This is a genomic window from Arthrobacter sp. Bi26, from assembly GCF_918697925.1.
Classification (GTDB): domain Bacteria; phylum Actinomycetota; class Actinomycetes; order Actinomycetales; family Micrococcaceae; genus Arthrobacter.
This window is the reverse complement of the sequence record NZ_CAKKMF010000036.1, coordinates 1-24,825: the sequence shown is the minus strand read 5'-3', so window position 1 is coordinate 24,825 and position 24,825 is coordinate 1. Positions and strand designations below refer to the sequence as shown.

At 66.9% G+C, this 24,825-nt stretch carries 23 protein-coding genes and 1 pseudogene; 7 read left to right on the top strand and 17 right to left on the bottom strand.

Translation table 11 applies throughout. The annotated features are described in order from the left end of the window. Window positions 1–52: 52 nt before the first annotated feature. Complete coding sequence (locus tag LQV16_RS11455; RefSeq protein WP_229994012.1) at window positions 53–1,264, bottom strand: serine hydrolase domain-containing protein; 1,212 nt, start codon at window positions 1,262–1,264, stop codon at window positions 53–55. A gap of 178 nt (window positions 1,265–1,442) precedes the next feature. Then, a pseudogene (locus LQV16_RS11450) lies at window positions 1,443–1,619 on the bottom strand (helix-turn-helix domain-containing protein); the annotation flags it as partial. Between the two features lie 61 nt (window positions 1,620–1,680). Here LQV16_RS11450 and LQV16_RS11445 point away from each other — a divergent pair. Then, window positions 1,681–1,914 (top strand): hypothetical protein, encoded by a 234-nt coding sequence (locus LQV16_RS11445; protein ID WP_229994011.1) that lies wholly within the window; start codon window positions 1,681–1,683, stop codon window positions 1,912–1,914. Between the two features lie 418 nt (window positions 1,915–2,332). Here the strand turns inward: LQV16_RS11445 and LQV16_RS11440 are convergent, their stop codons facing one another. Beyond that, window positions 2,333–2,896, bottom strand: a complete 564-nt coding sequence (locus LQV16_RS11440; RefSeq protein ID WP_229994010.1) for a dihydrofolate reductase family protein — start codon at window positions 2,894–2,896, stop codon at window positions 2,333–2,335. A 227-nt stretch (window positions 2,897–3,123) separates the two neighbouring features. On the opposite strand from LQV16_RS11440, the gene LQV16_RS11435 reads away from it, so the two are divergent. Further along, complete coding sequence (locus LQV16_RS11435) at window positions 3,124–3,603, top strand: hypothetical protein (RefSeq protein WP_229994009.1); 480 nt, start codon at window positions 3,124–3,126, stop codon at window positions 3,601–3,603. Window positions 3,604–3,979: 376 nt separating this feature from the next. Here the strand turns inward: LQV16_RS11435 and LQV16_RS11430 are convergent, their stop codons facing one another. From LQV16_RS11430 to LQV16_RS11380, 11 genes are all read right to left on the bottom strand, one after another. Continuing rightward, window positions 3,980–5,119, bottom strand: coding sequence for an aminopeptidase P family protein (locus LQV16_RS11430; RefSeq protein ID WP_229994008.1), 1,140 nt, complete (start codon window positions 5,117–5,119; stop codon window positions 3,980–3,982). A gap of 116 nt (window positions 5,120–5,235) precedes the next feature. Further along, window positions 5,236–5,793 (bottom strand): putative immunity protein, encoded by a 558-nt coding sequence (locus LQV16_RS11425; protein ID WP_229994007.1) that lies wholly within the window; start codon window positions 5,791–5,793, stop codon window positions 5,236–5,238. A 533-nt stretch (window positions 5,794–6,326) separates the two neighbouring features. Further along, window positions 6,327–7,142, bottom strand: a complete 816-nt coding sequence (locus LQV16_RS11420) for an MBL fold metallo-hydrolase (protein WP_229994006.1) — start codon at window positions 7,140–7,142, stop codon at window positions 6,327–6,329. A gap of 372 nt (window positions 7,143–7,514) precedes the next feature. Then, window positions 7,515–7,844, bottom strand: coding sequence for a ferredoxin (gene fdxA, locus LQV16_RS11415; protein WP_090583443.1), 330 nt, complete (start codon window positions 7,842–7,844; stop codon window positions 7,515–7,517). A 6-nt stretch (window positions 7,845–7,850) separates the two neighbouring features. Beyond that, window positions 7,851–9,326, bottom strand: coding sequence for an aldehyde dehydrogenase family protein (locus LQV16_RS11410; RefSeq protein ID WP_229994005.1), 1,476 nt, complete (start codon window positions 9,324–9,326; stop codon window positions 7,851–7,853). A gap of 47 nt (window positions 9,327–9,373) precedes the next feature. Continuing rightward, window positions 9,374–10,159, bottom strand: coding sequence for an SDR family oxidoreductase (locus tag LQV16_RS11405; RefSeq protein ID WP_229994004.1), 786 nt, complete (start codon window positions 10,157–10,159; stop codon window positions 9,374–9,376). Next, a complete protein-coding gene (locus LQV16_RS11400; protein ID WP_229994003.1) occupies window positions 10,159–11,091 on the bottom strand; it encodes a dihydrodipicolinate synthase family protein in 933 nt (310 codons plus the stop codon). The genes LQV16_RS11405 and LQV16_RS11400 overlap by 1 nt, the downstream gene beginning before the upstream one ends. A gap of 89 nt (window positions 11,092–11,180) precedes the next feature. Further along, window positions 11,181–11,966 (bottom strand): enoyl-CoA hydratase-related protein, encoded by a 786-nt coding sequence (locus LQV16_RS11395; RefSeq protein ID WP_229994025.1) that lies wholly within the window; start codon window positions 11,964–11,966, stop codon window positions 11,181–11,183. A gap of 29 nt (window positions 11,967–11,995) precedes the next feature. Next, window positions 11,996–13,258, bottom strand: a complete 1,263-nt coding sequence (locus LQV16_RS11390; protein WP_229994002.1) for a CoA transferase — start codon at window positions 13,256–13,258, stop codon at window positions 11,996–11,998. Further along, entirely contained in the window at window positions 13,255–14,637 is a 1,383-nt protein-coding gene (locus tag LQV16_RS11385; protein WP_229994001.1) for an FAD-dependent oxidoreductase, read from the bottom strand. Before LQV16_RS11385 ends, LQV16_RS11390 begins: the two co-directional genes overlap by 4 nt. A gap of 225 nt (window positions 14,638–14,862) precedes the next feature. After that, entirely contained in the window at window positions 14,863–15,471 is a 609-nt protein-coding gene (locus tag LQV16_RS11380; protein WP_229994000.1) for a cupin domain-containing protein, read from the bottom strand. A gap of 591 nt (window positions 15,472–16,062) precedes the next feature. On the opposite strand from LQV16_RS11380, the gene LQV16_RS11375 reads away from it, so the two are divergent. After that, complete coding sequence (locus LQV16_RS11375; protein ID WP_229993999.1) at window positions 16,063–17,367, top strand: MFS transporter; 1,305 nt, start codon at window positions 16,063–16,065, stop codon at window positions 17,365–17,367. A gap of 41 nt (window positions 17,368–17,408) precedes the next feature. Continuing rightward, window positions 17,409–17,906: a hypothetical protein gene (locus LQV16_RS11370; RefSeq protein ID WP_229993998.1), complete on the top strand. Its 498-nt coding sequence runs from the start codon at window positions 17,409–17,411 to the stop codon at window positions 17,904–17,906. A gap of 254 nt (window positions 17,907–18,160) precedes the next feature. Here LQV16_RS11370 and LQV16_RS11365 read toward each other — a convergent pair whose 3' ends face one another. Further along, window positions 18,161–18,646, bottom strand: coding sequence for a DUF4383 domain-containing protein (locus tag LQV16_RS11365; RefSeq protein ID WP_090583425.1), 486 nt, complete (start codon window positions 18,644–18,646; stop codon window positions 18,161–18,163). A 153-nt stretch (window positions 18,647–18,799) separates the two neighbouring features. Between LQV16_RS11365 and LQV16_RS11360 the strand changes: the two genes are divergently transcribed. After that, window positions 18,800–20,119: a DUF6350 family protein gene (locus LQV16_RS11360; protein WP_229993997.1), complete on the top strand. Its 1,320-nt coding sequence runs from the start codon at window positions 18,800–18,802 to the stop codon at window positions 20,117–20,119. An 8-nt stretch (window positions 20,120–20,127) separates the two neighbouring features. Here LQV16_RS11360 and LQV16_RS11355 read toward each other — a convergent pair whose 3' ends face one another. Further along, entirely contained in the window at window positions 20,128–20,556 is a 429-nt protein-coding gene (locus LQV16_RS11355; protein WP_229993996.1) for a hypothetical protein, read from the bottom strand. 39 nt (window positions 20,557–20,595) lie between these two features. Between LQV16_RS11355 and purN the strand changes: the two genes are divergently transcribed. Then, window positions 20,596–21,174, top strand: a complete 579-nt coding sequence (gene purN, locus LQV16_RS11350) for a phosphoribosylglycinamide formyltransferase (RefSeq protein ID WP_229993995.1) — start codon at window positions 20,596–20,598, stop codon at window positions 21,172–21,174. A gap of 97 nt (window positions 21,175–21,271) precedes the next feature. Here purN and LQV16_RS11345 read toward each other — a convergent pair whose 3' ends face one another. Next, entirely contained in the window at window positions 21,272–22,624 is a 1,353-nt protein-coding gene (locus LQV16_RS11345; RefSeq protein ID WP_229993994.1) for an MFS transporter, read from the bottom strand. 150 nt (window positions 22,625–22,774) lie between these two features. Here LQV16_RS11345 and purH point away from each other — a divergent pair, with 150 nt between their 5' ends. Then, window positions 22,775–24,460: a bifunctional phosphoribosylaminoimidazolecarboxamide formyltransferase/IMP cyclohydrolase gene (gene purH / locus LQV16_RS11340; RefSeq protein ID WP_229993993.1), complete on the top strand. Its 1,686-nt coding sequence runs from the start codon at window positions 22,775–22,777 to the stop codon at window positions 24,458–24,460. Window positions 24,461–24,825 lie beyond the last annotated feature (365 nt).

Sequence of the window (24,825 nt, the reverse complement as noted above, 5' to 3'; positions counted from 1 at the left end):
GGAGACGACTACTGGTCACAGAGACGCCTGCCTGTCACAGAGACTGCCGCCGTTAGCCCGGACTTCCTGCGGCATTGTTGAGGGGCCCTGTCGGCCCGGTCTGGCACGTCGCGTTGAGGGTGTCCTCCGCGATGGATTCCATCTGGTGCAGGATGCGGGTGTCCCCGGACCGGAGCGGTTCCGGCGGGTAGGCCACGGCCATGGTGAGCTGCCGGGTTCCGTCCGCGCTGGTCATGGCGATGGTGCCGTAGCCGGGCACGTCGCCGGGATGGCCGTAGTAGAAGTTGTTGGTGCAGAGGTCGTTCCAGCGGACCACGCCGAGTCCGTACCTGGCGTAGAGCGGGCTCTCCATTTGCGCGATCGTGTCCGGCTTGAGCAGCCGGTTCTGCAGCAATGCGCGGTAGAACGTATTCACGTCCGCCACGGAGGACACCATGCCGCCGGCGGCGTTGTCGATCTGGGCGGCCGGGTACGTGACATCGAGTTGTTTGCGGTCCAGCGCGATGTAGCCGTGGATCATGGACGACGGCGGCGGCCCGACGGCCGTCATCGAAGTTTCGCTCAGGCCAAGCGGCTGGATGATGTCGGTGCTGATCACCTCGCCGATCCGGCGGCCGCTCAGGCGCTCGACGATCAGCGCCAGGGCAATGTAGTTCGAGTTGGAGTACTCAAATCCCTGGGCCAGCTTGGCCTGCCACGATATCCGCCCCGCCATGGCCAGCAGGTCCGCCAGGCTCACCCTGGTGGTCAGGGCCTCCCGCACGGTGGCCGGATCGAACAACGGCCCGTCCACGGACGGCATGCCGGAGCGGTGCTGCAGCAGTTGGCGGACGGTGACAGGTCCCGGCGGGTGCATCACCTTGTTAAACTCCGGCAGGTAGGTGCTGACCGGTGCGTCCAGCTCCAGCCGGCCTTCCTCGGCCAGTCGGAGCACACAGACCGCCACCATGGATTTGGTGATGCCGCCCACGTGGACAGGGTCCGTTATTTCGGCCCGGGAATGGCTGGCCAGGTTTCGAACACCGTAGGCCGCGGACCACTCGTCCCCGCCCACGCGGAGCTGGATGAGCACGGCCGGGGCGCCGTCGTCGAGCAATCTCCTGCTGAACTGTTCCAGCATGGCCCGGTAGCCGGAATCGGGCGACACCGGCTGCGCCGGCGGCTGGGGCCCGGGACTGCACCCGCCCGTCGCCGCCGCGAGCACGACGGCGACGATCGCGGCCGTGAGCCGGCGGAACGATGCTCGAGTCCAGGCCACCGACATGATGGTCCTTCTTGCAGGGCGGGTTTGTGGTCGGCGTAGGAGGATGCCCCTGGCCGGGCACAGTCCTGACCCTTGTGATGCTCCTCAGGCGGGCGTCAGGAGACCAGAGCCATAGGTCACGGGTGTGGATTTGATAGCTCTTCGGCGGCGTTCTGTGATCGCTTGGTGTCGCCTTCAGGGAGGATGCGACGCGGCTAGTCCCTTGAGTGCTCGCGACCCGTCTATAAAACGTTGCTCGGGACATTCCGAGATCGCGGGCAACCTGCGCAGCGGGCTGACCGCCTTCGACCAGGCGGACAGCGCGTCGAATCTGACTGTCGGTGACCCGGCGGGGTCGGCCGCCAAGGTCCTTTCCTCCGGAGCTCGTCCCACGGCGGAACCTGTACACAGGACTTCGTCGGTGCAACACTGCGTCGATGAACATCTTCGAGTGGTGGCCTCTGGTCGATGCGGAAACACGCCGCTGGCTCATTGAGCACAACGGCGAGCCGCTGCCGCCGCATGTCATCGCCGACATCATGGCGACTACGGGCGGCGTGACCGATTCTGAGTGGTGGGCTGGCGAATCAGGAGACGGTCCCCAGCTTTCCGACGAGGCTGTGGATTGGATCGAGGCTGTCGCCAACGATGAGGAGCCGACAGCCGGCTGATATCTTCCGCCGCGTCCCGCTGAGCGTTCGGCTTACGGGCAGAGCTGCCTGCTGGTGCTTCAGCGTGGCACCACGTCACTGAAAGGGATCACTTTGTGGTGCTGCTCGCGGAGGCGGAGCTAGTGTGCGGATAGGCCAGTTTTCTCGCGTGGGTCGCACAATTCGGTGTCGTTCAAGGGACCATCATCGACGCCACACTGCGGAGCGGGATCTGGTGATCTGCGAGTCCCAATTGGAGTTGGCGCGTTTGCTGTTCGCGGACTTCGATGGCTCGGTGGGCCATATTGTGGCGCAACCGTTTCTGTTGAAGGCTGAGGTCGCCGGGGCGGTGCGCAGGCACATTCCGGACTATCTGCTGCCCGCCGACGTGGGGCCGCTGGTGGTGGAATACTTCCCCGACCGCGCGGAGGAATTGCGCTCAGCGCCTCGTCTCGTACCTGGTCAGGACCACGCCGCCGGGAAACGTCCGCGTCTCCACCAGGTCCAGGTTCACCCAGCTGTCCAGCGCGGTGAAGAACGGAGTGCCGCCGCCGACCAGGACCGGATGGGTGGCCAGCACGTACTCGTCGATCAGCCCGGCCCGCATGGCCGCCCCGGCGAGCGTTGCGCCGCCGACGCTCATCGGGCCGCCGTCCCCGGCCTTGAGCCGAGTGATCTCGGCGATCGCGTCGCCGCTGACCAGGCGGGTGTTCCAGTCGACCCTGTCGATCGTCGAGGAGAACACCACCTTCGGCGTGTCCCGCCAGTTCCGCGCGAACTCGATCTCCGCCGGGGTGGCGTCTGGCTGCTGGTCGCCGGTCGGCCAGTAGGAGCTCATTGTCTCCCAGAGCTTGCGCCCGTACAGCGACAGGCTGCTAGCCCGCTCCTGGTCGAGCCACCACTGGAACAGTTCGTCGCTCGGCCCGCCCCAGCCGATGTCGTCGCCGGCCGCGGCGATGTAGCCATCCAGGGTCAGATTCATGCCGTAGATTAGTTTCCGCACGGCGCCAGCCTTCCGTCTTGTCGTGGTCGAGGGCGTCATTGAACTCTGTCGTCCCGCATATGATCGGCAGCGTCCTGTCCCTCATGGAGCCACCGTAACTGCCAATGATCTGGATGCAATAGCCTTCGCTCCGCGTTTCAACTGAGCTGACCCGTGAAGGATCCCCTATCAGACGGCCGCACCCTCGGCACGGGCGGGAAACTTTTGCGCATCGGTAGGCTAAGCCCATGGCATTGGGGGATGCGGCGCGGCCGCAGGCAGTTCGGTCACAAAGAGTGGTGCTGGATGCGTACGCGTTCATCAAGGGCTGGCTCATCGCCACCTCGCTCTGGGTGGGCGTGCTACTTCTCCTGGTGGCGGCAGGCTATGGCGTGCCCGCCTCGCGGGACGGCACCGACGCCGGCCACGTATGGGGCTTTTTGGGCATGGCGATTCTGTATGGCTTCGGAGTTTCCCTGGTGGTCGCGGCGCCACTGGCCTGGGTGCTGGCCTATCTGTTGCGCCCGGTCCGGAATCAATGGATCCACATCGGAGCCTTTTTCGCGGTGCCCACCCTAGTGTTCTGGCTGCTCGGAAGCGCCCTGGGCCTCGGCTGGCAGCCCTGGCTACTGATCCCATGGGCCACCGTTGGCGCAGCGGCAGCCATCGGCCGTTGGGCAATCCGCAAAGACGTCCTTGCCTCGAATTCTGCAGCTAACCCGGCCTGACCGCCCGCTGCACGATCCCCTTGCGGGCTGCGAGATGACAAATAGCGCTGCGAAAGGACCGCCATTTATCGCTGCGAGTCACATTGCCGGCCCGCCACAGCTTGATGCAGAGGGGGGTATGTCACGCTGCGGCACGGCATCACCCATTTAGCTACCGAGGATCTGTTTTGCTTCGCCAACCAGTGATACCGCGGGGATGCTGGTTCTGTTATGGGATCAGAGCAGGCCGGCAGGCTGCAGGCGAAACAGAGAGCGCATACACCGTGACCACAACACTGAATGAAACGACCCTCGACGTCCCCGTGGACGTCCGGTTCACCGCGCCGGGCATTCCGCTGGCAGTGCGCCACGTCAGATCGTGGACCACGTCGGCTAACTAGTGGACGATTCTCATCTCGTGCGAGGTCTGATTGAGTCGCCGTCCGCCGTCGGGAACGACCGTCACAATGTCCTCGATCCGTACGCCGAACCTGCCCGGCAGGTAGATTCCGGGTTCGATCGAGAAGCACATGCCGGGGTGGAGGATCTGGGTTTCGCCCTCGACCATGTACGGCGGCTCGTGAGTCGTCAGTCCGATTCCGTGCCCGACGCGGTGAATGAAGTAGTCGCCGTAGCCGGCTTCAGTGATCACCGCCCGGGACACGCGATCGATCTCCTGGCACTCGACGCCTGGCCGCACGGCCTCGAACCCGGCCTGCTGTGCGTGTCTGACGACGTCGTGAACCTCACGCTCCTCGGCGGTGGGTTCGCCGACGTGCACGGTCCGCGTCGTGTCTGATCCGTAGCCGTGTTTGAGGCCGCCGAAGTCGAGGACCACCATGTCTCCGTCCTCGATGATCCGCGGGCCGATCTCGTGGTGAGGGTTGGCTCCATTCGGACCTGAACCGACGACGGTGAAGTCCACCTGCGAATGACCGAATTGGCGAAGGAGGTCGGCGAGATCAGAGCCGACGTCGGTCTCGCTGCGCCCAGCGAACCGCACGGTGACGATCTCCTCGTACGCCTGGTCTGCGGCCGCGCCGGCCGCCGCCAGCCGCTCGATCTCGTCGTCATCCTTGATTGCCCGAAGCATCGGCAGGGCGGTCGTCATCGAGACGTAGGACGACTTGGGCAGTCGATCCTGCAGGCCGAGGAGGTGCATGGCCCAGGCCGAGTCAGAGACGGCATAACGTCCGGTGCCGGCCATCAGCATCGCAGATTCCGTGTAAGGGTCGCTCCCGTCGGTCCAGTCGGTGATCCGCAGAATCGAGGCGCCGGCGGCCGCTTCCGCGTCGGGCCTCTCGAGCCTCGGAACGATCATGGCGGGCTCCGCGTCGACGGGGATCACGAGCATGGTGATGCGTTCAGTGATGGCCACGGGGGCATACCCGGTGAGGTACAGCAGGTCCGGTCCGGGAGTGACCAGGATGCCGTCGAGCCCGGCATCTTGGGCGGCGTGGGCTGCTCGCCGCAACCGCTCGGCGAAGTCATCGGCGGTGAACGGAGCCGGTTCGGAAAGGCTGCGATGATCACTCATGGTTCGCATTTTCGTGCGCGGGGCATCACTGGTCAACCCGTCGCGGGTTTGTCAGACGCCCTAGCAGTTTCCGGTTCCTTTACTTTCGCTCTCGACCCCGCCCGTAAGCCGTTCGCCTACCGGGCACCCTCCTGTGGCGAGAAATTGTCCATAGCGGCCTGAATCTTCCGAATGATCGACCCGAGAATGCCCGACGCGAGAAGTCCGGTACCGAGCGGGCCCGCGGAGTCTTCACCAAGTGGTGGCAACTGCTGAAGCGCCGCCCTCACTTGAGCATTCATGTGCTCGAGTTGCCAAGAGATCTCGTCGGAGATGGCCGTGGGCTGATTCGGAGCGGCCAGCCCGGCCGCTTTCGCGGCGTAGGCGGCTGCGCCGAGAGCGTGCGCGCCCATGTGAGCGACCCCGGCAGCTTGTCCAGCAGCCCGGGCGGCCGCCACAGCCGCAGGAGAGCTAACCGCGTGCGCGGCCCGACCAGCAACGAAGCGCCGGCGAATTTCACCGGCGGCATCAAGTTCACCGTGAGCAAATGCCCGAGTACGAGCGATGGCATCACGTGGTCGACCGTCGGTCGGAGCCTCCGTCTCGAACAGGACCAGGACCCGCTCCGCACAGTCCGCCGCCCACGCTGCGACGAGGCGGCGATCAGTTTCGCTCAGTGACTGCGGGGACGGCATGCCAGCATTTTCGCACGCGGGCCTGCTGGACGATCGTCTACCAGGCACCAGGGGTGACATTTAGCGCTGCGAAAACGCCGCCACTTATCGCTGCGATCCGCAGATTTCGGGCGGCTGCGAGCACGTAGCACCAAGCTGGAGTTCGTGAGACCGCGCGTGCCACCCGGCGCGCGATCCGCGATCGAGTCCCTCAACGCCCGCTACCGGTGAGCGGTGCGAGCGGGCGGCGCTTACCGAACGACGCCTCAGCGCTGAAATGCCTCAACTCCGCGCCCTCGTTAACGCGATCGCACAACGGATCCCAGACTGACCCTCCATGCCGGCGCAGACGAGTTCGGACATCGGTGCAGACGACTTCGGGCGCTGACAAGTGTGTCTCGAAACCTCTGCATCTCATATCCCATGCCACGTAAGACGGCACCTGCCGCCGACAACTGCGACATCGAGCGATTACTCAATGGCGGTGAATCGCAGCGATAAGTGGCGGCGTTTTCGCAGCGCCAAATGTCACCCCCATGCTCGCAAGACGATCGCTAGCCGGGCGTCCCGTCGCGCTCGCTTCTTCGGGCGAGGAGCTCGAGTTGCCTTGCGTGCACGCCGCCCACCCAGTCCCAGCCGGGCATGGCCGACGGGCCGATCCGCGGGTCGCTGGGAACATGGGCATCACGCAAGGCGTGCATGTACGCCCGATCCTGGTCGATCCGTGCGCGTATCTGATCAGCTCCACCGATGGACCCGTGGCCGGGGACGAGGACATCGACGTCGCCCGCCACGCCCTCGAGCAGCCGCAGCGCGGCGAGGTAGTCCTCGATCGGGTCAGCGGTGTCGTTCAAGTCAAGCATCGGAATCAAGACATCAGAAAGCATGTCGCCGGCGACGAGAACCCCTCGTTCCTCAATCAACAGCGCCGCATGGCCCGGGGCGTGCGCCTGATGCTCAATAATCCGGACATGAGGGCCATCCCAAGGAATCTGCGCCATCCCGGCGGGCAGGCCCGTAATGAGGCCGAGCAGGTCCAGCGGTACCTGCTCGGGGATGCCGAGCCGGCGTGAATCGAGCCCGGCCGACAGCCGATCCCGGACAGTAGCCGCACAGCGCGCGGTGCCGTAACGGGGCGCCGCGCCGAGCCCGGCGTGCCAGAGCAGGTGATCCCAATGAGGATGCGTCGAGAAGCCTGCCACAACGGTCTGGCCCGAATCGGACAGGTCGTTCGCGAGGCAGGCCATTTCGTAGCCGTGCACCCCGGGGTCGATGAGCAACACGCCAGCCCGGCCTTGCACCACAACGGCGTTGCTCTGGCAGAACTCGCTCTCGTGGATCAGCACACCCTCCGCGACCGGCCTCAGCATGGCTGCAAGGCTACCGCGCCCAGCGCCCGCCAACAACGATTCGCGCGACTCGGGTCGCGACGGGTGCAGATCGGTTTGCCTGGCGGCCCGCCAGTTGATCACCGTCACACCGTTTGACGCGGCGCCCGCAGCGGATCGTCGGCGGTCGGCTGGGAGGTCTGGGGCTGTTGCGTAGCGCGCCCATTCGCGAGGATGTATTCCATCCGTGTAGTGCGATCAAGGAGGCGACACAATGGCGCGCACGAGGTGCGTGCGTTCCAGTACGACCCCGCGAGCTGACGGACCTCAAACTCGCACCCGCCCGCAGTAGCGGAGCGACACCAAGCGATCACAGAACGCCGGCACGAAGCGCTGAACGCCACAGTCACGGGCTCAGCCGACGGCGCCGGCCGTTGCGGGCGCATCCGCCACCACAGGATGGTCGCGGTGCAGGTTTCCGAGGGCTGAGGCGCCTTGCGGCGACCCCAGCTCCTCGAAGAACTCCACGTTGGCGCGCACGTAATCGGCCCACTCGTCCGGGACATCGTCCGAGTAGTAGATCGCCTCCACGGGGCAGACGGGATCGCAGGCGCCGCAGTCGACGCACTCGGACGGGTGGATGTAGAGCGAACGTTCACCCTCATAGATGCAGTCCACCGGGCATTCATCGATGCAGGCCTTGTCCTTGACATCCACGCAGGGCTGGGCGATCACGTACGTCATGACTGGCTACACGCCCGTGTAGACGGTTTTGCCCCACGTGAAGAAGTCCAGCGCGGACTTCCCCTGTTCGCGGAACGTGTTGGTGGAGGAGTCCTTGACGCCGCCGAACGGCACGTTCAGGTCCAGGCCCGCGGTCGGACGGTTGACTTTGATGACCCCGGCCTGGGCGCGGGCGGCGAAGTCCGTGGAGAACGCCAGGGAGTCGGTGCAGATGCCGGCGGTGAGGCCGTAGCGGGAATCGTTGATCGCGGCGAGCCCGGCCTCATAGTCGGGGACCTCGAGGACGGCCACCACGGGACCGAAGATCTCCTCGGTCACGGCGGCGTCGTCGAAGGGCAGGTCCGTGAGGATGGCGGCCGGGAAGCGGAAGCCGGCGTCCGTGCCGCCGTCGTACTCGCCGTGCAGCAGCGTGGCGCCGCGTTCGACGGCGGTGCGCACCGCTGCCTGGTTCTGTTCGAACTGCTGGCTGCTGACGACGGCGCCCATCTTTGCGTCGAACCCGTCACCGGCGGTGTACTGCGCGGCCTCCTCCGTCAGGGCTGCCAGGAAGGCAGCACGGATGCCCGGCGTGACGTAGACGCGGGACGTGGCGGTGCAGGCCTGGCCGGTGAGGCCGAACGCGCCGGCCGCCACCACCTGGGCGGCCTTGCGGGGATCGGCGTCGTCCAGGACCAGCACGCCGTTCTTGCCGCCCATTTCCAGCTGCACCCGGGCTCGGCGGGCGTTGAGGATCTCCTGCAGGCCCAGGCCCACGTTGGTGGAGCCGGTGAACGACATCCCGGCAATGCGGGGGTCGCGGGCCAGGACGTCGCCCACCACGCGGCCCTTGCCGTGGACCACGTTGAACACGCCGGCGGGCAGCCCGGCGTCCTGCAGGGCCCGGGCCAAGTGCGTGGCCGAGAGCGGGGTGAGCTCGGCAGGCTTGATGACCACGGCGTTGCCGCTGATCAGCGCCGGGGCGGCCTTCCAGGCCGGGATGGCGATGGGAAAGTTCCACGGCGTGATGAGCCCGACGACGCCGAGCGGCTCGCGGCGGGTGGTGATGGTGGTGTCCGGCAGGCCGCTGGGCAGCACCTCGCCGGTGGCGGCCCAGCCGAGGGAGCCGAAGAAGCGCAGCACGTCGGCGGCGCGCTTGACCTCGCCCTTGGCCTCGGCGAGGGTCTTGCCCTCTTCACGGACGAGGTCCTCGGCGATGGCCGCCTGGCGGTCCAGGAGCAGGTTTCCGGCGGCCATCAGGATGGCGCCGCGGGACGGGGCGGGCAGGGCCGCCCAGGCAGGCTGCGCGGCGGTGGCGGCGGTGATGGCGGCGTCGACGTCGGCCGCGGTGCCGCTGGGGGAGAGTGCGGCGAGCTCGCCCGGGCGGGCAGGGTTCATCCGCTCGGTGTCCGCCCCGCCGAGCCATTCGCCGTTGATGAGGTGCCGGGCGGTGATGAGGTCCCGCTCGGTGGAGTTGGTGGAGTGGTCGGTGATCGTGGAAGTCATGGTGTTCCTTCGGGAGAGTCGGAGCAGGGAGCGTGCGTGCGGGTCGGTTAGAGCCCGCGAATGAGGCCGCCGTCGCAGCGCAGCGCCACGCCGGTGATGTAGGAGGCCGGGGCGCTGCAGAGGAACGCCGCGGCGGCGCCGAATTCCTCGGGTTCGCCGTAGCGGCGGGCGGGGATGGTCTTGCGGGATTCCAGCTGGATTTCCTCGGGCGTGGTGCCGCGGCGCTTGGCAGCGGCCTGGTCCAGTTCCGCGACGCGGTCCGTGGCGATGCGTCCGGGAAGGACCATGTTGACCGTGACGGCGTCCAGGGCGACCTCGGCCGCGAGGGTCTTCAGGTAGCCGGCCAGCGCCGCGCGGCCGGTGTTGGATACGGCCAGGTTGGGCAGCGGCGCCACGACGCCGCTGGAACCGACGGCCAGGATCCGTCCCCAGCGCCGTTCCCGCATGCCCGGCAGGATGTGTGAGACCAGGGCGTGGTGCGGTTTGACCAGTTGTTCGAACGCCGCGGCGATGTCGTCGGCGCCGAGGGTGGCGGCCGCGCCGGGCTTCGGTCCGGGACCGTTGAGGACAAGGATGTCGATGGGCCCGAGCGCGTCCACGGTGCGTTCGACAGCGGCGGCGACGCCGTCGGCGGTGCTGAGGTCGGCTTCGACGGCGACGGCGCTGTGCCCGTCGGCCTGCAGGCCGGCCGCGATCTCCTCGGCCCGCTCGCGGCGCCGGCCGGTGATGGCTACGCGTACGCCTTCGGCCGCGAGGGCCCGGGCGACGGCGAGGCCGAGTCCGCCGGTGGAAGCGGCCACCAGGGCGGTCTTCCCGCTGATTCCGAGGTCCATTAGTTCCTCCCCGCCGTGGTGAGGGCGATGGCCGGGTTCGGGCCAAGGGCCTTGGCGGCCTCGGCCAGATGGGTGCGCAGCCTGGTCCGAAGAACCTCCGGGAAGGCCTCGGCCGGGGCCCGGACACCGGCGTCGGCAATCAGTCCGCGCTGGTGCAGGCATTCCTTGCGGACCGCCAGCGCGATTTTGGCCTGCTGCTCGAAGTTGATCAGCGGCAGGTACGGCAGCAGGGCATCCCGGGCGGCCTCGTAGCCGTCCTTCTGCCAGGCCCGCACGCAGGCGGTGAGCGCCTCCGGGTAGGAGAATCCGGTCATCGCCCCGGCGGCGCCGGCCATGAGTTCGTCCAGCAGTCCCTGGCCGCCCAGGCCGCCGAACACGGAGACGTCGAGGGCTGCGGTGAGGTGTGCGATCGCCACCGACGTGGGCGGGGCCTCGGCCTTGACCGCGGTGACGAAGCTGCAGGCCTGCACCACGGAGATCAGTGCCTCGGTGCTGATGTTGACGCCGCTGGCCAGGGGGTAGTCCTGCAGCACCACGTTGGCGCCGGTGGACTGGTGAATGGCGTTCAGGTGGGTGATGACCACGCCGGGGTTGGCGGAGTTGGCCTGCACCATGACGGCCGCCAGCCGGTCCCCGGTGGCTGCCTGGATGGAGCGGATCTCATCGACGGCCGTGCCGGTGTAGAGGGAAGTCACCCCCGCCACGAGGGGCAGGCGCGTTTCCTCCACGACCACTTCCAGGACCAGGCTGCGCTCGGCTGCCGTCAGGGCCGCGGCTTCGCCGAACACGCCCAGGACCGTGAGTCCGGTGGCGCCGATCGACTCGTAGTAGCCCACGAGTCCGGCCAGGCTGTCCGTGTCGACATCCAGGGCGCTGCCCTGGAACGGTGTGGCGACGACGCCCCACACGCCGGGTGTCAGTGACTCCCGCATTGGTTTCTCCTTCTAAGCTCTTGTTGTTCTTCGAGCGGCTGAACGTCAGCCACCGGAAATCAGGCGGTGGAACAGCTAGCGTCCGTCTCCTAATGTCCAGGCCAGAGCGGCGGGCGCTTTTCCTGGAAGGCGCGGACGCCCTCGGCTGAGTCCTCGCTGTCCAGCGCCGCCATGAGGGCCGGGAGCCGGAGCCCGCGGGCCTCGGCGGCGGTCAGGTGCGCGGTCTGCGTAACCATCTGCTTGACCGCCCGGAGGGAGGTGGGGGCGCAGGCGAGGATCTGGTCCACCCAGCGCTGCACCGCGGCGTCGAGCTCCTCCGCGGGGACCACCTCGTTGACCAGGCCCATGGACTGCATCTCCGCGGCCTCGGCCTTCCGCCCGGTCAGGAGCATGCCCATCGCCTGGGTGTACGGGATCCGGCGCACCAGCTGGTGGATGCCGCCGTCGAGCGCCAGGCGCCCGACGCGCGGTTCCGTCAGCCCGAAGCGGGCCGTGTCCGCGGCGATCACGATGTCCGCGCCGAGCACGATCTCCATGCCGCCGCCGAGCGCGTAACCGTTGACCCGGGCGATCACCGGGATGTCCAGCGTGGTGCGCAGGCTGAGCCCGCCGAAGCCGTTCGGGTCCAGGCCCGCCCAGTATTCAAGGCCCGTTTTGTCCACGGCGGAGGCGGACATGTCCGCGCCCACGCAGAACGCCCGGATGCCGGCGCCCGTGATGACCACGGCCCGGACGTCGGGATCGGCTTCGAGCTGGTCCCAGATCTCGTTGAGCCTGGCCTGGGCGGTGCCGTCGACGGCGTTGAGCACGTGCTGGCGGTCGATCACCACGGTGGCGACGTGGTTCTCGATGGTCAGGGTGACCTGGTCCAGCATCGTCTTCGCGGGGGAGTCTGTTGTGGCCGTCACCGGAGCACACCCAGCTGCTGCAGGCGCTCGATGGTCTCGGCGTCGAACCCGTTCTCCAGCAGCACCTCAACGTTGTGTTCGCCGAGCCGCGGGGCCACCCGGCGGATGGTGGGCGGGGTGGCGGAGAGCCGGATGGGCGCGTTGAGCATTTTCACGGTGCCGACACCGGGGTGTTCTGCCTCGACGATCATGTTGTTGGCGTGCGTCTGCGCGTCGGCCAGGGTCTGCTCGAGCGTGTGCACAGGGGCGTTGAGCAGGCCCTGGTCCTCCAGCTGGGAGGTCCAGTACTCGGTGGTGTTCGTGGCGATGCGCTCGCGGAAAATCGCCTGCAGTGCCGGCTTGTTCTCGAACTGCTGCTCCAGGTTGGCGAACTCGGGCCGGAGCGTGAGGTCCTCGTCCAGGCCCAGGGCCTCGGAAATGCGCAGCAGCGGGTCCGGGGTGAAGCCGCCCACCATGCAGACGGCGCCGTCGGTGGTTTCGAAGACGCCGCTGAGCGGCATGGCGCCCCAGTTGACCTCGTAGCCGCGGTTGAGCTGCATGCACGCCTCCTGCATCTGCAGGTGCAACATGGAGTCGTACATGGTCACCTCCACTTTCTGCCCGACGCCGGAGGTTTCCCGGGTGCGCAGCGCCAGCAGGATGCCCTGCATCAGGTGCATGCCGGTGATGTAGTCGCACAGCGTGGTGGGGTAGATGGACGGCTTGACGTCGTCCGACTCGCGCCGCCACATCACGCCGGAGTAGGCCTGGGCGATCGCGTCCTGGCCGCCCTTGTGCGAGTAGGGGCCCTCGGGGCCGAAGCCCGTGCCGGAGGCCCAGATGATGCCCGGGTTCTGCTCCTTGAGGTCCTCGTAGCCGAAGCCCATCCGCTCCATCACGCCGGAGCGGAAGTTGCTGACCACCACGTCCGCGTCGGCCAGCAGCCGGCGGAGCACGGCTTTGCCGTCGTCGGTGCGGGTGTCCACGGAGATGCTGCGCTTGTTCCGGTTGATGGACAGGAAGATCGGGTTGTCCTGGCCGTCCTTGTCCGGGAACGAGTTGCGGGAGATGTCCCCGGCGCCCGGGCGTTCGACCTTGATGATGTCCGCGCCGTAGTCGCCCAGCAGCTGGGTGCAGGACGGGCCCATGAACACCTGCGTGAAGTCCACGATCTTGATTCCATCGAGCGGGAGCGGGGTGCCGGCGGGTTCAGCGGCGGTGGCCGCCGTCGTGCTTGCAGTTGTTGTGCCTGACAGCAGGTCGTCGATGACGGTGCTCATGCCGGCACCGCCACGTCCGCGTCAACGGTGGCGTTCGACGACGGGACGTCGCCCGGGTCCGCGCCGTGCCGGCGCATGCCCTGCTGGATGTCCAAAGCGGAGACGTCGCGGACGAGGGTGCCGGTCTGGACCGCCAGCGCGGCGGCGACGCCGACGGCCTGGCCCATGGCCATGCAGGGCGGGATTTCGCGGGACATCTTCTGCGCCTCGGGGGTGGCGGAGTAGTGCCGGCCCGCGACCAGCAGCTGGTCCACTTCCTTGGGCAGCAGCGAGCGGTAGGGGTAGTAGTAGTCGCGGCCGCGGGCCACGGTGTCGGCGAAGTGGCGGCGGGAGGTGACGTCGTCCTTGGTCATGACGTACTCGCCTTCCAGCAGCCGGGTCTGCCGGACGCCCATCTGGGACGCGACGTCGAGCATGTAGCAGTTCTCGAAGCCGGGCAGGTTGGCGCGGACGTAGTCCACCGCCTCGGTGATGCGGTCACGTGCGGCGAACTCGGCGGCGGTCATGTCCGCCGGGTCCACGCCGTCGAAGCCGGTCATGTGCGGTGCGTTGCACCAGACGACGCCGTCGATCGGGGTCTTGAGCCACCACAGTTCCCAGGCCCCGCCGAGGAGGCGCTTGATCCTGCGGTTGATGGCGCGGGCTTCCTTCGGGTTGGCCTGTTCGAACGCTTCCGCGGCGTTGGTGTCCACGTTGCCGAGGCGGAAGACGAGCGTGGTGAGGTAGCTGTCCTTGACGTAGCTGGCGCCGGCCCGGGAGGCGACGTCGATGTCGCCCGTGGTGTCGATGACGATGTCCGCCATGAAAGCCTGCGGGCCGGACTTGGTCTCGCAGATGACGCCCTTCATGACGCCGTTGTCCACGATCGGGCGGGAGAACCAGGAGTGCAGGCGGAGGTTGACGCCGGCCTCGCGGACGAGGTCGTTGGAGACGCGCTTCCAGCCGTCCGGGTCGAAGGCGGCGGCGTAGCAGACCGGCTTGGGGGTGGTGTGCGAGTGGAAGTCGAAGGTGCCGTAGCGGCCCCACTTGTTCCACAGTTCCTCGGAGGTCTTGCGGTCATCGGCGGGCGGGACGATCGCCAGGCCCAGCTTCTGCAGGCGCTCGACGTACTCGGAAACGATGCCCGTGACGGTGATTTCCTGGCCGTTGATCATGTCATCCAGGACCAGCACCATGCCGCCGGAGGCGAGGCCGCCGAGGGAGGAGTAGCGTTCCAGCAGCGTGACCGAGGCGCCGGAGCGGGCCGCGGTGACGGCGGCGGCCACACCTGCGGGGCCACCGCCCACCACGAGGACGTCGGAGCGGGAAATGATGGGAGCGGTGAGGTCCGCCGTGGTGGTGCTGAGTTCCAGCGACGACATGGCTGTAGACGGGTTCATGGGGATCCTAACTTTTCCGGCGAGAGTGCCGTTGGAAGGGCGGCCGGTGACGTGGAAGACGGTGCTCAGGAGGGGATTGCGGCGACGCTGACCGTGAAATCCACCCGGCAGAGGGTATGACGCAGCGCGGCCCCTTGCGGACCTTGCTGCGGAGTGTAGATAAGGTTCCGGCGGACACCTTGGGTGTCGGGACCGGAGTTGGCGACGGCGGCTAGGGCCGGCTGATCACCACGCGTGAGGTGCGTTAACCCAGATCGCTACGCAGACCTCTTCGTAGCTGTTCTTGTACCAGTGCGGCGTATCCGAAGAGAAGGTGATCGAATCGCCTGCTTCGAGGGTGTATTTTTCGCCGTCCAGGAAGACGTCTTTCCGGCCGGAGAGAATGATGCCGAATTCCTCGCCGCTGTGCCGGAAAGGAGTGGCGCTGGTGTCGTGGCCTGGCGGACTCACGATCCATTGGGCCTCCAGCGCACCGTTGAGGTCCGGGGTGAGCAGTTCAAAGACCGCCTCACCCATAGACTTCTTGGTAACGCCCTTGAGGTTTCGCCGCTCGGCCTTGCGGACTACGGGGGACCTGGTTTCTTCCTGTCCGAGGAAGAACTTGCCCACGGGGATGTCCAGGCCGTGCGCCAGCTGCGCCAAAGTGGTGAAAGACGGATTGGCCAGGCCGCGTTCGATCTGGCTTACGATCGCCGGGCTGAGGCCGGTGACTTCCGAGAGCTTCGCAAGGGTCATTCCTTTGTCCTTGCGCATGTTGCGGACCTTGTTGCCTACGGTGGCAAGGAGGACGCTCGTGCCGGCTGGGGAAGATCCCGTGACGCTTTCGGTTGCCATGGCCCGTCTTTCTCTTGGTGAGCTGACACACATAACTATAGTGAAAACTTTTAGCGAATCAAGGTTTTGGTAAATATTTTTACTTCTCCCGCCCGGATTGGCGCCTGACGTGCAGCTTTGTCGGCCAACCTGCTGCGGCGGGACGGGACTTTCCTGAAAATCGTTGACTCTGTGAAGAACTTCAATATAGTTGTGTGAGCCGCAACACTTTGGGTTCGACGCTAAGCGAACAGGGACGGGGCGCAACGACCTTCTGGCGGAAGGCGCGCCCGGCCCGCGTTCGTGATCGTTCCCTTGTACTGATGCAGTGGCATCTGCCAAGCCATCCGCAAGCCCGATGTTGGCCGGTTAACAGGACGCGTTCCTTCGGGGATCCGTTCCATGTTGCCGAGCTGGATGGCCCGTTTGCATTCAATCGCTACGAAGAGGCATGCGTAGCTATCTGGGCTAACTCGCCTCCCATGTGGTGAGCCGGTCCCGCCCTGCGGACCAAGCCAAACGATAGTTTCGATTACCGGTGACCCCAACAGGGCGTCCGCCGGTGATCCGTACCCTCCCGCGCCCCGAAGGCGCGGGGGAAGGAAAAGTATCATGACTGACACTGCCGTCAAGATTGACCTAGAGAGCGGCCGGAAGTCCCGGCTCTCGCCGGAAGTACGCCGCGGGCTGCTGGGCCTCGGACTAGGCAACACCCTGGAGTGGTACGACTGGATGGTCTTTGGCCTTCTGTCGGCATTCATCGGGCCGAAGTTCTTCCCGTCGCAGGACCCCGTTGCCGCCACGCTGAGCGCACTGGCAGTCTTCGCCGTCGGCTTCGCATTCCGTCCGCTGGGCGGAATCATGCTCGGCACCCTGGCCGACCGGATAGGCCGCCGCCGGGTGATGCTCTGGTCCATCATGATGATGGCCGGCACCACCCTGATCATTGCCCTGTGCCCCACCTACGACCAGATCGGGGCCGCCGCCGGCGTCATCCTGCTGGTCTGCCGCATCATCCAGGGCATCTCCACAGGCGTTGAAGCTCCGCTGTCCACGGCCCACGCCGTCGAACTCGTCCCTGAGGGACGCGAGGGCTTTGTCGCGGGCATCATCTCCTTCTACGTCAACGCGGGCATCCTGCTCGCCTCGCTGGTCAGCTACCTGTCGTCCCTGATGCTCGGCGGAGCCGTCATGGCCGACTGGGGCTGGCGTGTGCCCTTCATCGTCGGCGCGGCCTTCGGCTTTGTGGTGGTCTACCTTCGCCGGACGCTTCCGGAAACCATGAAGCCCGAGGAGTTGGCGGACAACTCCGCGAAAAAGGTCTGGGGCGGGGTGCGCAAGCACTGGCTCAGCGTGCTGGCCATCACGTTCGTCGTCGGAGCTGCGCAGGCGTACAACTACGCGTGGAACACGGGCCTCCCGACGGCGGCCCGCAGCGGCTTCAAGGAAGACGCAACCGCTGTCTTCGCGCTCACGACCGTCCTGGGCGTCGTGCTGGTTATCGGAAGCCTCATCATCAGCAAGGTCTGCGATGGCAAGTCGATCTCCAAGTGGTTCCTGATCACCCGCGCGCTCGCCATTCCGTCCGTCTTCCTGATGCTGATGTACGTCAAGCCCGGCATCGCGGGCTTCGCGGCCGTCCTCCTCGGCGGCTCCGTCGTGCTGGTCCTTAACATGACCCTGTACAACGTCGTCTGCAGCTCCCTCATGCCGAAGACCATCCGCGGCGCCGGAACTGCCCTCGGCTACGGCCTGGGCGTCGCTCTCTTCGGCGGCACTGCCTCCTACCTCCTGGTCTGGCTCCAGTCCGTGAACGCGTCCTGGATCTTCCCGGTCTACGTGGCCGTCCTGTCGGCGCTCAGCATCGTCTTCTACCTGCTGGCCCGGAAGAAAAACGGCATCTTCATCGGCAGGTAAGAACACGGTCAGGGCAGGAACACAGGAAAGCAGGAACACTCATGGACGCCAGTCGCCCGGACCGAACCAGCCTGGAGGCAAACGTGATCTCCTTTGATCTCGACGTGTCAGACGTGGAGCTTTACGAGGCAGCTCGTGGGCTGTTGCTTACCGCCCATCACAGCGAGAACCACCGGGTGGCCGCGGCCATGCGCGGTGAGTCGGGGGCTATCTACCTCGGGCTCCACATTGGCGCAAAGCGCATCAACGTGTGTGCCGAATCCAGCGCCCTCGCCAATGCCCGCATGGCGCAGGAGGCATCAATCCACTCCGTAGTGGCCGTCAGTATGGACGGACAGGGACAACCCCAAGTCACGAACCCCTGTGGCCTCTGCCGGGAACTGCTGCGTTCATACGGAACCGAGACGTCCGTCCTGGTGGATGCCGAGGGCGAAGTGGGGAAGGTCCGGATCAAGGAGCTGCTGCCATTTCCCTGGATGCGGGCCGCTGAAACGGAGTGGGACACCCTTCCGCCCCGCCTGGAGCACAGCACCACCTAACGCGGCAGCGTCAGTCGCGGCACTGCCAGCCGCGGGACCAGCGGCAAGTGCGTAGGCATTACGGAAGGCCGGGACTCACAAGGTCCCGGCCTTCCGGCTGGCCGGACGCTTCGCCGTCGACGGAAACTGTGCCGAGCAGGCAGGAAGCGGGCACACAGAAAGCTGGTGCAGCCGCCGCGTTTCCGCTAAACCACTGCACCAGCAGGTAGTACGAATTTTTTCGATTCTATGAAACGTTACTCATTCGCGGCTCCCTATGTCCCGGGGGTTGATGACCGGGTCTCCACACCTTCTTCAATATGCCTCGACATCAGCCAGCCTGCGCCGGCCATTGCAATGCCCATCACCATAAAGGCCCAATTGTCCATGGTGTTCAGCGACAGGAAGTTGGCCGCCGAATCCACGCCGACGATAAACCCGTAAATGCTAAGGACGATGTACAGCAAGCCGGAGCCCATGAGGAAGTTCCGGGCGCCCAAGGCGGTCCGGGACATGGTCAGGCCGACGGCGCCGATCGCGAGCTGAACGATGTTCAGCAACATCGACACCTGGAACAGGCCGAGGAACATAGCCTTGGAATCGGGCCCGAAGAACCTCAGTTCGCTGTAGTTCGTGGTGATGCCCGGGATGAACCCCAAGACGCCTACGACTAAAAGGACGATACCTACACCCATGCCAACGTTCTGTACATCTGTCCGACCAAAATGAACGCCATGCGCATGGGGAGATGCGGTAGTCATGTTCTGCCTCCAACCACTGATTGCGGACATTTACAATTTTACGGCCCGGGTCTGGAAAAAGCTCGGCGGCCCATGAGGGCGAATTCCGCGGATCCGGGCGTTGTGCCTGTCGGAAACCGGCCGGATGCCGGGCGCATGGCACCATGGATCTCGATGAAACTGCGCGCTGATCAGACCGGACAACGTGGGCTGCCCATGCCTTTGTGGCTGCAGGGCGGCCTCGAATCCGCCCAGGCCGCCGTCATCTCCGCCCTCGTGGTGGTGGCGCCGATCGTCACGGTCTGGGCAACGGCCGGATTCCAGAACAGCGGCTTCGACGTGCTGGCTCGTTTGGCCGGGCAGGCCTGGCTGCTGATCCACGGCGTTCCGCTGCTGCTGGATACGGCCAGTGCCGGGTCCGCGGCGCACCCGGATTCCGGCACGCTCTCACTCGTTCCGCTGGGGCTGGCCCTCATCCCGTTCCTGCTCGCCTGGCGCGCCGGACGACGCCTCGCCCGCGCCTCCTACACGGACCAGCTCTGGCAGGCGCTGCTCGGGTCCTGGCTGGTGTACGCGGGGTTCGGGATCGCCACGGGCTTCGTCTGCCGCACGGCCGACGTCGGCATCAGCCTCTGGGCCGCCGCGTTTATCCCGCTCATCCCGTTCGGGCTCGGCATGGTGGTCGGCGCGCGCCGCGAGGCAGGCTCGTGGAGCCGGCTGATCGGCGTCGACGCCGTGGCCTGGCTGTCCCGCACCAGCCAGCACTCCCGCTGGGCCGGGTCCTACCTGGGCTCGGCCATCAAAGCCGGATCGGTGGCGCTGATGGCGAGCCTGGCGATGTCGGCGGCGCTGCTCGCCGTCGACCTCTTCATCCACTGGAACCTGGTGGTGGCCGTCTATGAAGGGCTCGACGCCGGCGCCATGGGCGGCGGCGTGCTCACCATCGTGCAGCTGGGCTTCCTGCCCAACCTCGTCGTGTTTGCCCTGGCATGGATCTGCGGCTCGGGTTTCGCCCTGGGCGTCGGCTCGCTGGCCGGACCGCTCGGGACCGCCGTCGGGCCGCTGCCGTCCATTCCGGTGTTCGCCGCGCTGCCGGCCGGCTCGCTCGACTTCGGCTTCGTGGCACTGGTGGTGCCGGCGCTGGCCGGGGCGCTGGCCGGCTGGTGGTTCCTGCGCGAAGGCGAAAACCACTTCGACGAATGGCTGTCCATCAAGATCCGGGCCCGCTGGTTTACCGCCGCGGCCTCCACCCTGGTGCTGGGCGCGGTGATCGGCTCCGTCGCCGGGCTGCTCGCGGCGGGACTCGCCTGGCTGGCCCGGGGCTCGGCCGGCATCGGGCGGCTGACGGAGATCGGGCCGGATCCGCTCCGCACGGCACTGTTCGTTGCCGCGGAGGTAGGGATCGGCGTCGTGATCGGGTACGCGGCCGGACCCTGGCTGGAACGCCAGCAGAAGCTGCGTGAGGCGGACCTGGAGACGGTCAGCAGCCGCTAAGGCAACAGCTAGCGCAGCCCCGTGGGCATGGAGTTCTCCAGCTGCGTCCTGCACGCGGACGTTGACTGCTCCGTCAGGGCGTGGCGGACGCACTGCTGGTAGTCGCGGATCTGGTTGAAGAACAGCGTCGAGGCCAGGATCACCAGCAGCATCACCGCCGAGACCACCAGCCCGGAAATCGTGCCGAACAGGACCAGCCGGGATTCCTTGTACTTCACGGCCCGGATCAGCACCACGACGCCCAGCACAATCCCGGCCGCCGTGAGGAGCGCCGTCAGCCACAGGTAGCTCACGTCGAGCTGGAAGACGAAGAACGAGCCCAGGACCGCGACGATGAACAGCCGGAACAGGGTGTGGGTCAGCCGCGCGGATTCTTTGACAGCCGTATCGCGGGGTTGCCGGCCCGGCTCGCTGCCGGAGTCCGTGGGGGAATTCATGTTTTCCAGCCTACGCGAGCGGCCCCATAAGCTAGGACCATGCGCATAGTTGTCCTCGTTTCCGGCACCGGCTCCAACCTCCAGGCAGTTATCGATGCGGTGACGTCCGGCGCGCTCGACGTCGAGATCGCCGCCGTCGGCGCGGACCGGCCGGGGACTTTCGGGGTGGAGCGCTCCGCCGCCGCCGGGATTCCCACGTTCGTGGTGGACTTCAAGGCCTACCCGGACCGGGCAGCCTGGAATGCGGCCCTGACCGAGGCTGTCGCCGGCTTCGCCCCGGATGTGGTGGTGTCCTCAGGCTTCATGCGGATTGTCAGCGCGGACTTCATCGACGCGTTTGGCGGCAAATACCTCAACACGCACCCGGCGCTGCTGCCGTCTTTCCCAGGCGCCCACGGTGTCCGCGATGCACTGGCCTACGGCGTGAAGGTCACCGGCTGCACGGTGCACTGGGCCGACGCCGGGGTGGACACCGGCCCCATCATCGCGCAGGAAGCCGTGGCGATCGGGGACGGCGAGAGCGAGGAATCCCTGCACGAGCGCATCAAGGTCGTGGAGCGCCGGCTCCTGGTCTCCACCCTGGCGACCCTGGCCGCGGCCCAGCACGCCCCCGCCTGACCCGCCCGCCTGATTTCCCCGATGCGCTATCACTTGAGGTGGTCTCGCAGCACCCAGAACCGCCTGAAGTGATAGCGCAACGGGTGCTGTGGACGCGCTATTCGAGCCGGCGCTGCTTGGTTTCAGGGGCGAAGAACGCCATCCACAGCACGGAGATCAGCACCAGGACGCCGGCCAGCGCGAACGACGTCGCGAGCCCCAGTTCCGGCCACAGGAAAGCCGCGAAGATCAGCGGGCCGAACCCGGCGCCGAGCCGGGAGAATGTCGAGGCCCAGCCGAAGCCGGAGCCGCGCAGCTCCGTGGGGTAGAGCTCGGAGACGTAGGCATAGAGCACCGGGATGGCCACCTGCACCACAAAGCCGAACACGAGGAGCCAGAACACGGCGGCGGTGGGGATGTCCACCACGATCGCCACAATCACCAGCGTCAGGGCTGACAGCGGACCGGTGATCGCCAGGATCCACTTGCGGCCCACCCGCTCCACCAGCAGCGCGGCCACCACCACGCCGAGGAGTCCGACGGCGGCCATCGACGCCGTGGTCAGGAAGGCCTTGTACTCCTCGAAGCCGGCGCCGATCAGGATCCGCGGCATCCACGTCAGCGACAGGTAGTACACCAGCAGGATGCTGAAGAAGAGGGCCCATGCCGCCGTCGTGATCTTCCAGTTGAACTGCCAGAGGGCGCGCAATTGCGTCCATGCGCTGCCTGCCGAGAGGCGGGGCGCATCCTGCGGTTCGGGCAGGCTGTAGACCCGGGCCTCGGCGCCGGTGGCCCGGACCAGGTTGTCGATGACCTTCGCGGCTTCCTCGCGGCGGCCCTTGCGGATCAGGAACAGCGGGGATTCGGGCACGCTGCGGCGGATCCAGAACACCAGCAGCGCCGGGAGCACCATGACCAGCATGGTCAGCCGCCAATCCCCGTACAGGGCCACGAGGCCGGCGGACACAAAACCGCAGAGGGCCGCGCCGATCGGCCACCAGCCGTCCATCGCGGTGAGCACCCGGCCGCGCTGTTTGCGGGGGGTGAACTCGCCCACCAGCGCATAGTCCACCGGAATGCAGCCGCCCAGGCCGAACCCGGCCAGGAAACGGAACACGACGAACCACAGAAAATCGGGGGAGACCGCGCCGAGCACGGTGAAGATGGAAAAGATCAGCAGGGTCGCGGTGAAGGCCTTCTTGCGGCCGATGGTGTCCGCGATGGTGCCCCAGACAAAGGCGCCCAGGGCCATGCCAATCAGGTTCGCGGTGCCGATCCAGGCGGCATCGCCGGGGCTCAGCGACCAGTGCTTGGACAGCAACGGAATGAGGATGCCGTTGAGGGTGACGTCCCAGGCATCGAACATGAAGCCCAGTCCGCCGATCAGGAAGATCCGGCCTTGGACCTTCCACCGCCACGGCAGCTCCTGGACCACCTGTTCGCCGCTGGGCACAGTGGTGTACGTGTTCATCTTGGCCTCCTGTGAAAACTCTACGTGCCCCGGCCGCGGCCCGGGTGTGCTTCACACTCTGGCGCGCGGGACGGCCCGGCGCCGGGACGCGATAAACTGGCCGCATCCCCACCACCCGCGGCCCCGCCGCGATATAAGACGGAGACTTTTGTGAGCTTCACGCAGCTTGACCGTGTATCCATCGACCGAGTTCCCATCCGCCGGGCACTGATTTCGGTCTACGACAAGACCGGTCTGGAGGAGCTCGCTCAAGGCCTGCACGCCGCCGGCGTCAAGATCGTGTCCACGGGCTCCACGGCCAAGAAGATCGCCGCCGCGGGGATCCCCGTGCAGGAAGTCGAGGAAGTCACCGGCTCCCCGGAAATGCTGGACGGCCGCGTCAAGACCCTGCACCCGCGCGTGCACGGCGGCATCCTCGCGGACCGCCGCGTCCCGGCCCACATGCAGACCCTCGCGGACATGGAGATCGAGCCGTTCGACCTCGTCGTCGTCAACCTCTACCCCTTCGTGGAGACCGTGAAGTCCGGTGCCGCGCCGGACGACGTCGTCGAGCAGATCGACATCGGCGGCCCCGCGATGGTGCGCTCCGCCGCGAAGAACCACGCCGCCGTCGCAATCGTGGTGGACCCGTCGTCCTACGGTGCCGTGGTGGAGGCGGCCGCCTCGGGCGGCTTTGACCTGAAGACCCGGCGCCGGCTCGCCGCCAAGGCGTTCGCGCACACCGCGGCCTACGACACCGCCGTGGCCACCTGGACCGCCAGCCAGTTCCGTGACGAGGACGGCGACGGCGTGATCGACTGGCCCGCCTACGCCGGCTTGGCCCTGGAACGCTCCGAGGTGCTCCGCTACGGCGAAAACCCGCACCAGCAGGCCGCACTGTATGTGGACAAGGCCGCCCCGGCCGGCATCGCACAGGCCGACCAGATCCACGGCAAGGCCATGAGCTACAACAACTTTGTCGACGCCGACGCCGCCCTGCGCGCCGCCTTCGACTTCGCCGAGCCTGCCGTCGCCATCATCAAGCACGCCAACCCCTGCGGCGTGGCCGTGGGTTCCGCTTCCGCGGCGGACCCCATCGCCGACGCCCACGCCAAGGCCCACGCCTGCGATCCCGTGTCCGCGTTCGGCGGCGTCATCGCCGCTAACCGCACGGTCACGGCCGGCATGGCCCGCACCGTGGCCGGCATCTTCACCGAGGTCGTCATCGCGCCGGGCTTCGACGAAGAGGCCGTGGAGATCCTGTCCAAGAAGAAGAACATCCGCCTCCTGGCCCTCCCCGACGGATACGGCCGCTACCCGACCGAGTTCCGCCAGGTCTCCGGCGGCATGCTGGTCCAGGCCACGGATAAGGTCGACGCCGACGGCGACACCCCCGCGAACTGGACCCTTGCCGCGGGCGACGCCGCCGATGCCGCCACCCTGGCCGACCTCGCGTTCGCCTGGACCGCCTGCCGCGCAGCCAAGTCCAACGCCATCCTGCTCGCGGACAACGGTGCCGCCGTCGGCATCGGCATGGGCCAGGTCAACCGGCTCGATTCCTGCAAGCTCGCGGTCGAGCGCGCCAACACGCTCGGCGTCACCGTGGAGTCCGACGTCGATGCCGCCGGCGGGGCAGCCGGAACCGACGCGTCCGAAGCACCCGAGCGTGCCCGCGGCGCGGTGGCAGCGTCAGACGCGTTCTTCCCGTTCGCCGACGGACTGCAGATCCTGGTCGATGCCGGCGTCCGCGCGGTCGTCCAGCCCGGCGGCTCCGTCCGGGACGAGGAAGTCATCGCCGCGGCCAACGCCGCCGGCATCACGATGTACTTCACGGGAGCCCGCCACTTCTTCCACTAGGTCTATTCCACCAAGGTCTGTTCCACCAAACCGCACAAAGAATGGACATGCCCTCCCTCATCCGGAGGACATGTCCATTTTTTGTGCCCAAAAGTGGGCTGGTGGCCGGCCCGCGGGACATGCCCATTCTTTCCGCGGGACGTGCTCATTGTTCGCGGCAAGGAGTGGGCATATGGGGGATATGTCCAGGCCTCGGGGCGTGGGGAGGGCATGTCCTGTGAGTTTTGACGCTGGCCGGGCCGGCCTGGGGACAGGCTCATTCTTGCCTGGAACATGCTCATTCATTTCGGACTCCGGGGACCTGCCCGGGGGACATGCTCATTGTTCGCGGCAAGGAGTGGGCATGAAGGGGATATGTCCAGGCC

Coding starts and splice junctions, on each gene's coding strand:
- LQV16_RS11410 (WP_229994005.1), bottom strand. CDS start 9,326: ATGACTTCCACGATCACCGACCACTCCACCAACTCCACCGAGCGGGAC.
- purN (WP_229993995.1), top strand. CDS start 20,596: ATGCGCATAGTTGTCCTCGTTTCCGGCACCGGCTCCAACCTCCAGGCA.
- LQV16_RS11400 (WP_229994003.1), bottom strand. CDS start 11,091: ATGCGGGAGTCACTGACACCCGGCGTGTGGGGCGTCGTCGCCACACCG.
- LQV16_RS11405 (WP_229994004.1), bottom strand. CDS start 10,159: ATGGACCTCGGAATCAGCGGGAAGACCGCCCTGGTGGCCGCTTCCACC.
- LQV16_RS11395 (WP_229994025.1), bottom strand. CDS start 11,966: ATGCTGGACCAGGTCACCCTGACCATCGAGAACCACGTCGCCACCGTG.
- LQV16_RS11380 (WP_229994000.1), bottom strand. CDS start 15,471: ATGGCAACCGAAAGCGTCACGGGATCTTCCCCAGCCGGCACGAGCGTC.
- LQV16_RS11435 (WP_229994009.1), top strand. CDS start 3,124: ATGGCATTGGGGGATGCGGCGCGGCCGCAGGCAGTTCGGTCACAAAGA.
- LQV16_RS11355 (WP_229993996.1), bottom strand. CDS start 20,556: ATGAATTCCCCCACGGACTCCGGCAGCGAGCCGGGCCGGCAACCCCGC.
- LQV16_RS11430 (WP_229994008.1), bottom strand. CDS start 5,119: ATGAGTGATCATCGCAGCCTTTCCGAACCGGCTCCGTTCACCGCCGAT.
- LQV16_RS11420 (WP_229994006.1), bottom strand. CDS start 7,142: ATGCTGAGGCCGGTCGCGGAGGGTGTGCTGATCCACGAGAGCGAGTTC.
- LQV16_RS11385 (WP_229994001.1), bottom strand. CDS start 14,637: ATGAACCCGTCTACAGCCATGTCGTCGCTGGAACTCAGCACCACCACG.
- LQV16_RS11455 (WP_229994012.1), bottom strand. CDS start 1,264: ATGTCGGTGGCCTGGACTCGAGCATCGTTCCGCCGGCTCACGGCCGCG.
- LQV16_RS11425 (WP_229994007.1), bottom strand. CDS start 5,793: ATGCCGTCCCCGCAGTCACTGAGCGAAACTGATCGCCGCCTCGTCGCA.
- LQV16_RS11370 (WP_229993998.1), top strand. CDS start 17,409: ATGGACGCCAGTCGCCCGGACCGAACCAGCCTGGAGGCAAACGTGATC.
- fdxA (WP_090583443.1), bottom strand. CDS start 7,844: ATGACGTACGTGATCGCCCAGCCCTGCGTGGATGTCAAGGACAAGGCC.
- LQV16_RS11375 (WP_229993999.1), top strand. CDS start 16,063: ATGACTGACACTGCCGTCAAGATTGACCTAGAGAGCGGCCGGAAGTCC.
- LQV16_RS11360 (WP_229993997.1), top strand. CDS start 18,800: ATGAAACTGCGCGCTGATCAGACCGGACAACGTGGGCTGCCCATGCCT.
- LQV16_RS11365 (WP_090583425.1), bottom strand. CDS start 18,646: ATGACTACCGCATCTCCCCATGCGCATGGCGTTCATTTTGGTCGGACA.
- LQV16_RS11445 (WP_229994011.1), top strand. CDS start 1,681: ATGAACATCTTCGAGTGGTGGCCTCTGGTCGATGCGGAAACACGCCGC.
- LQV16_RS11390 (WP_229994002.1), bottom strand. CDS start 13,258: ATGAGCACCGTCATCGACGACCTGCTGTCAGGCACAACAACTGCAAGC.
- LQV16_RS11345 (WP_229993994.1), bottom strand. CDS start 22,624: ATGAACACGTACACCACTGTGCCCAGCGGCGAACAGGTGGTCCAGGAG.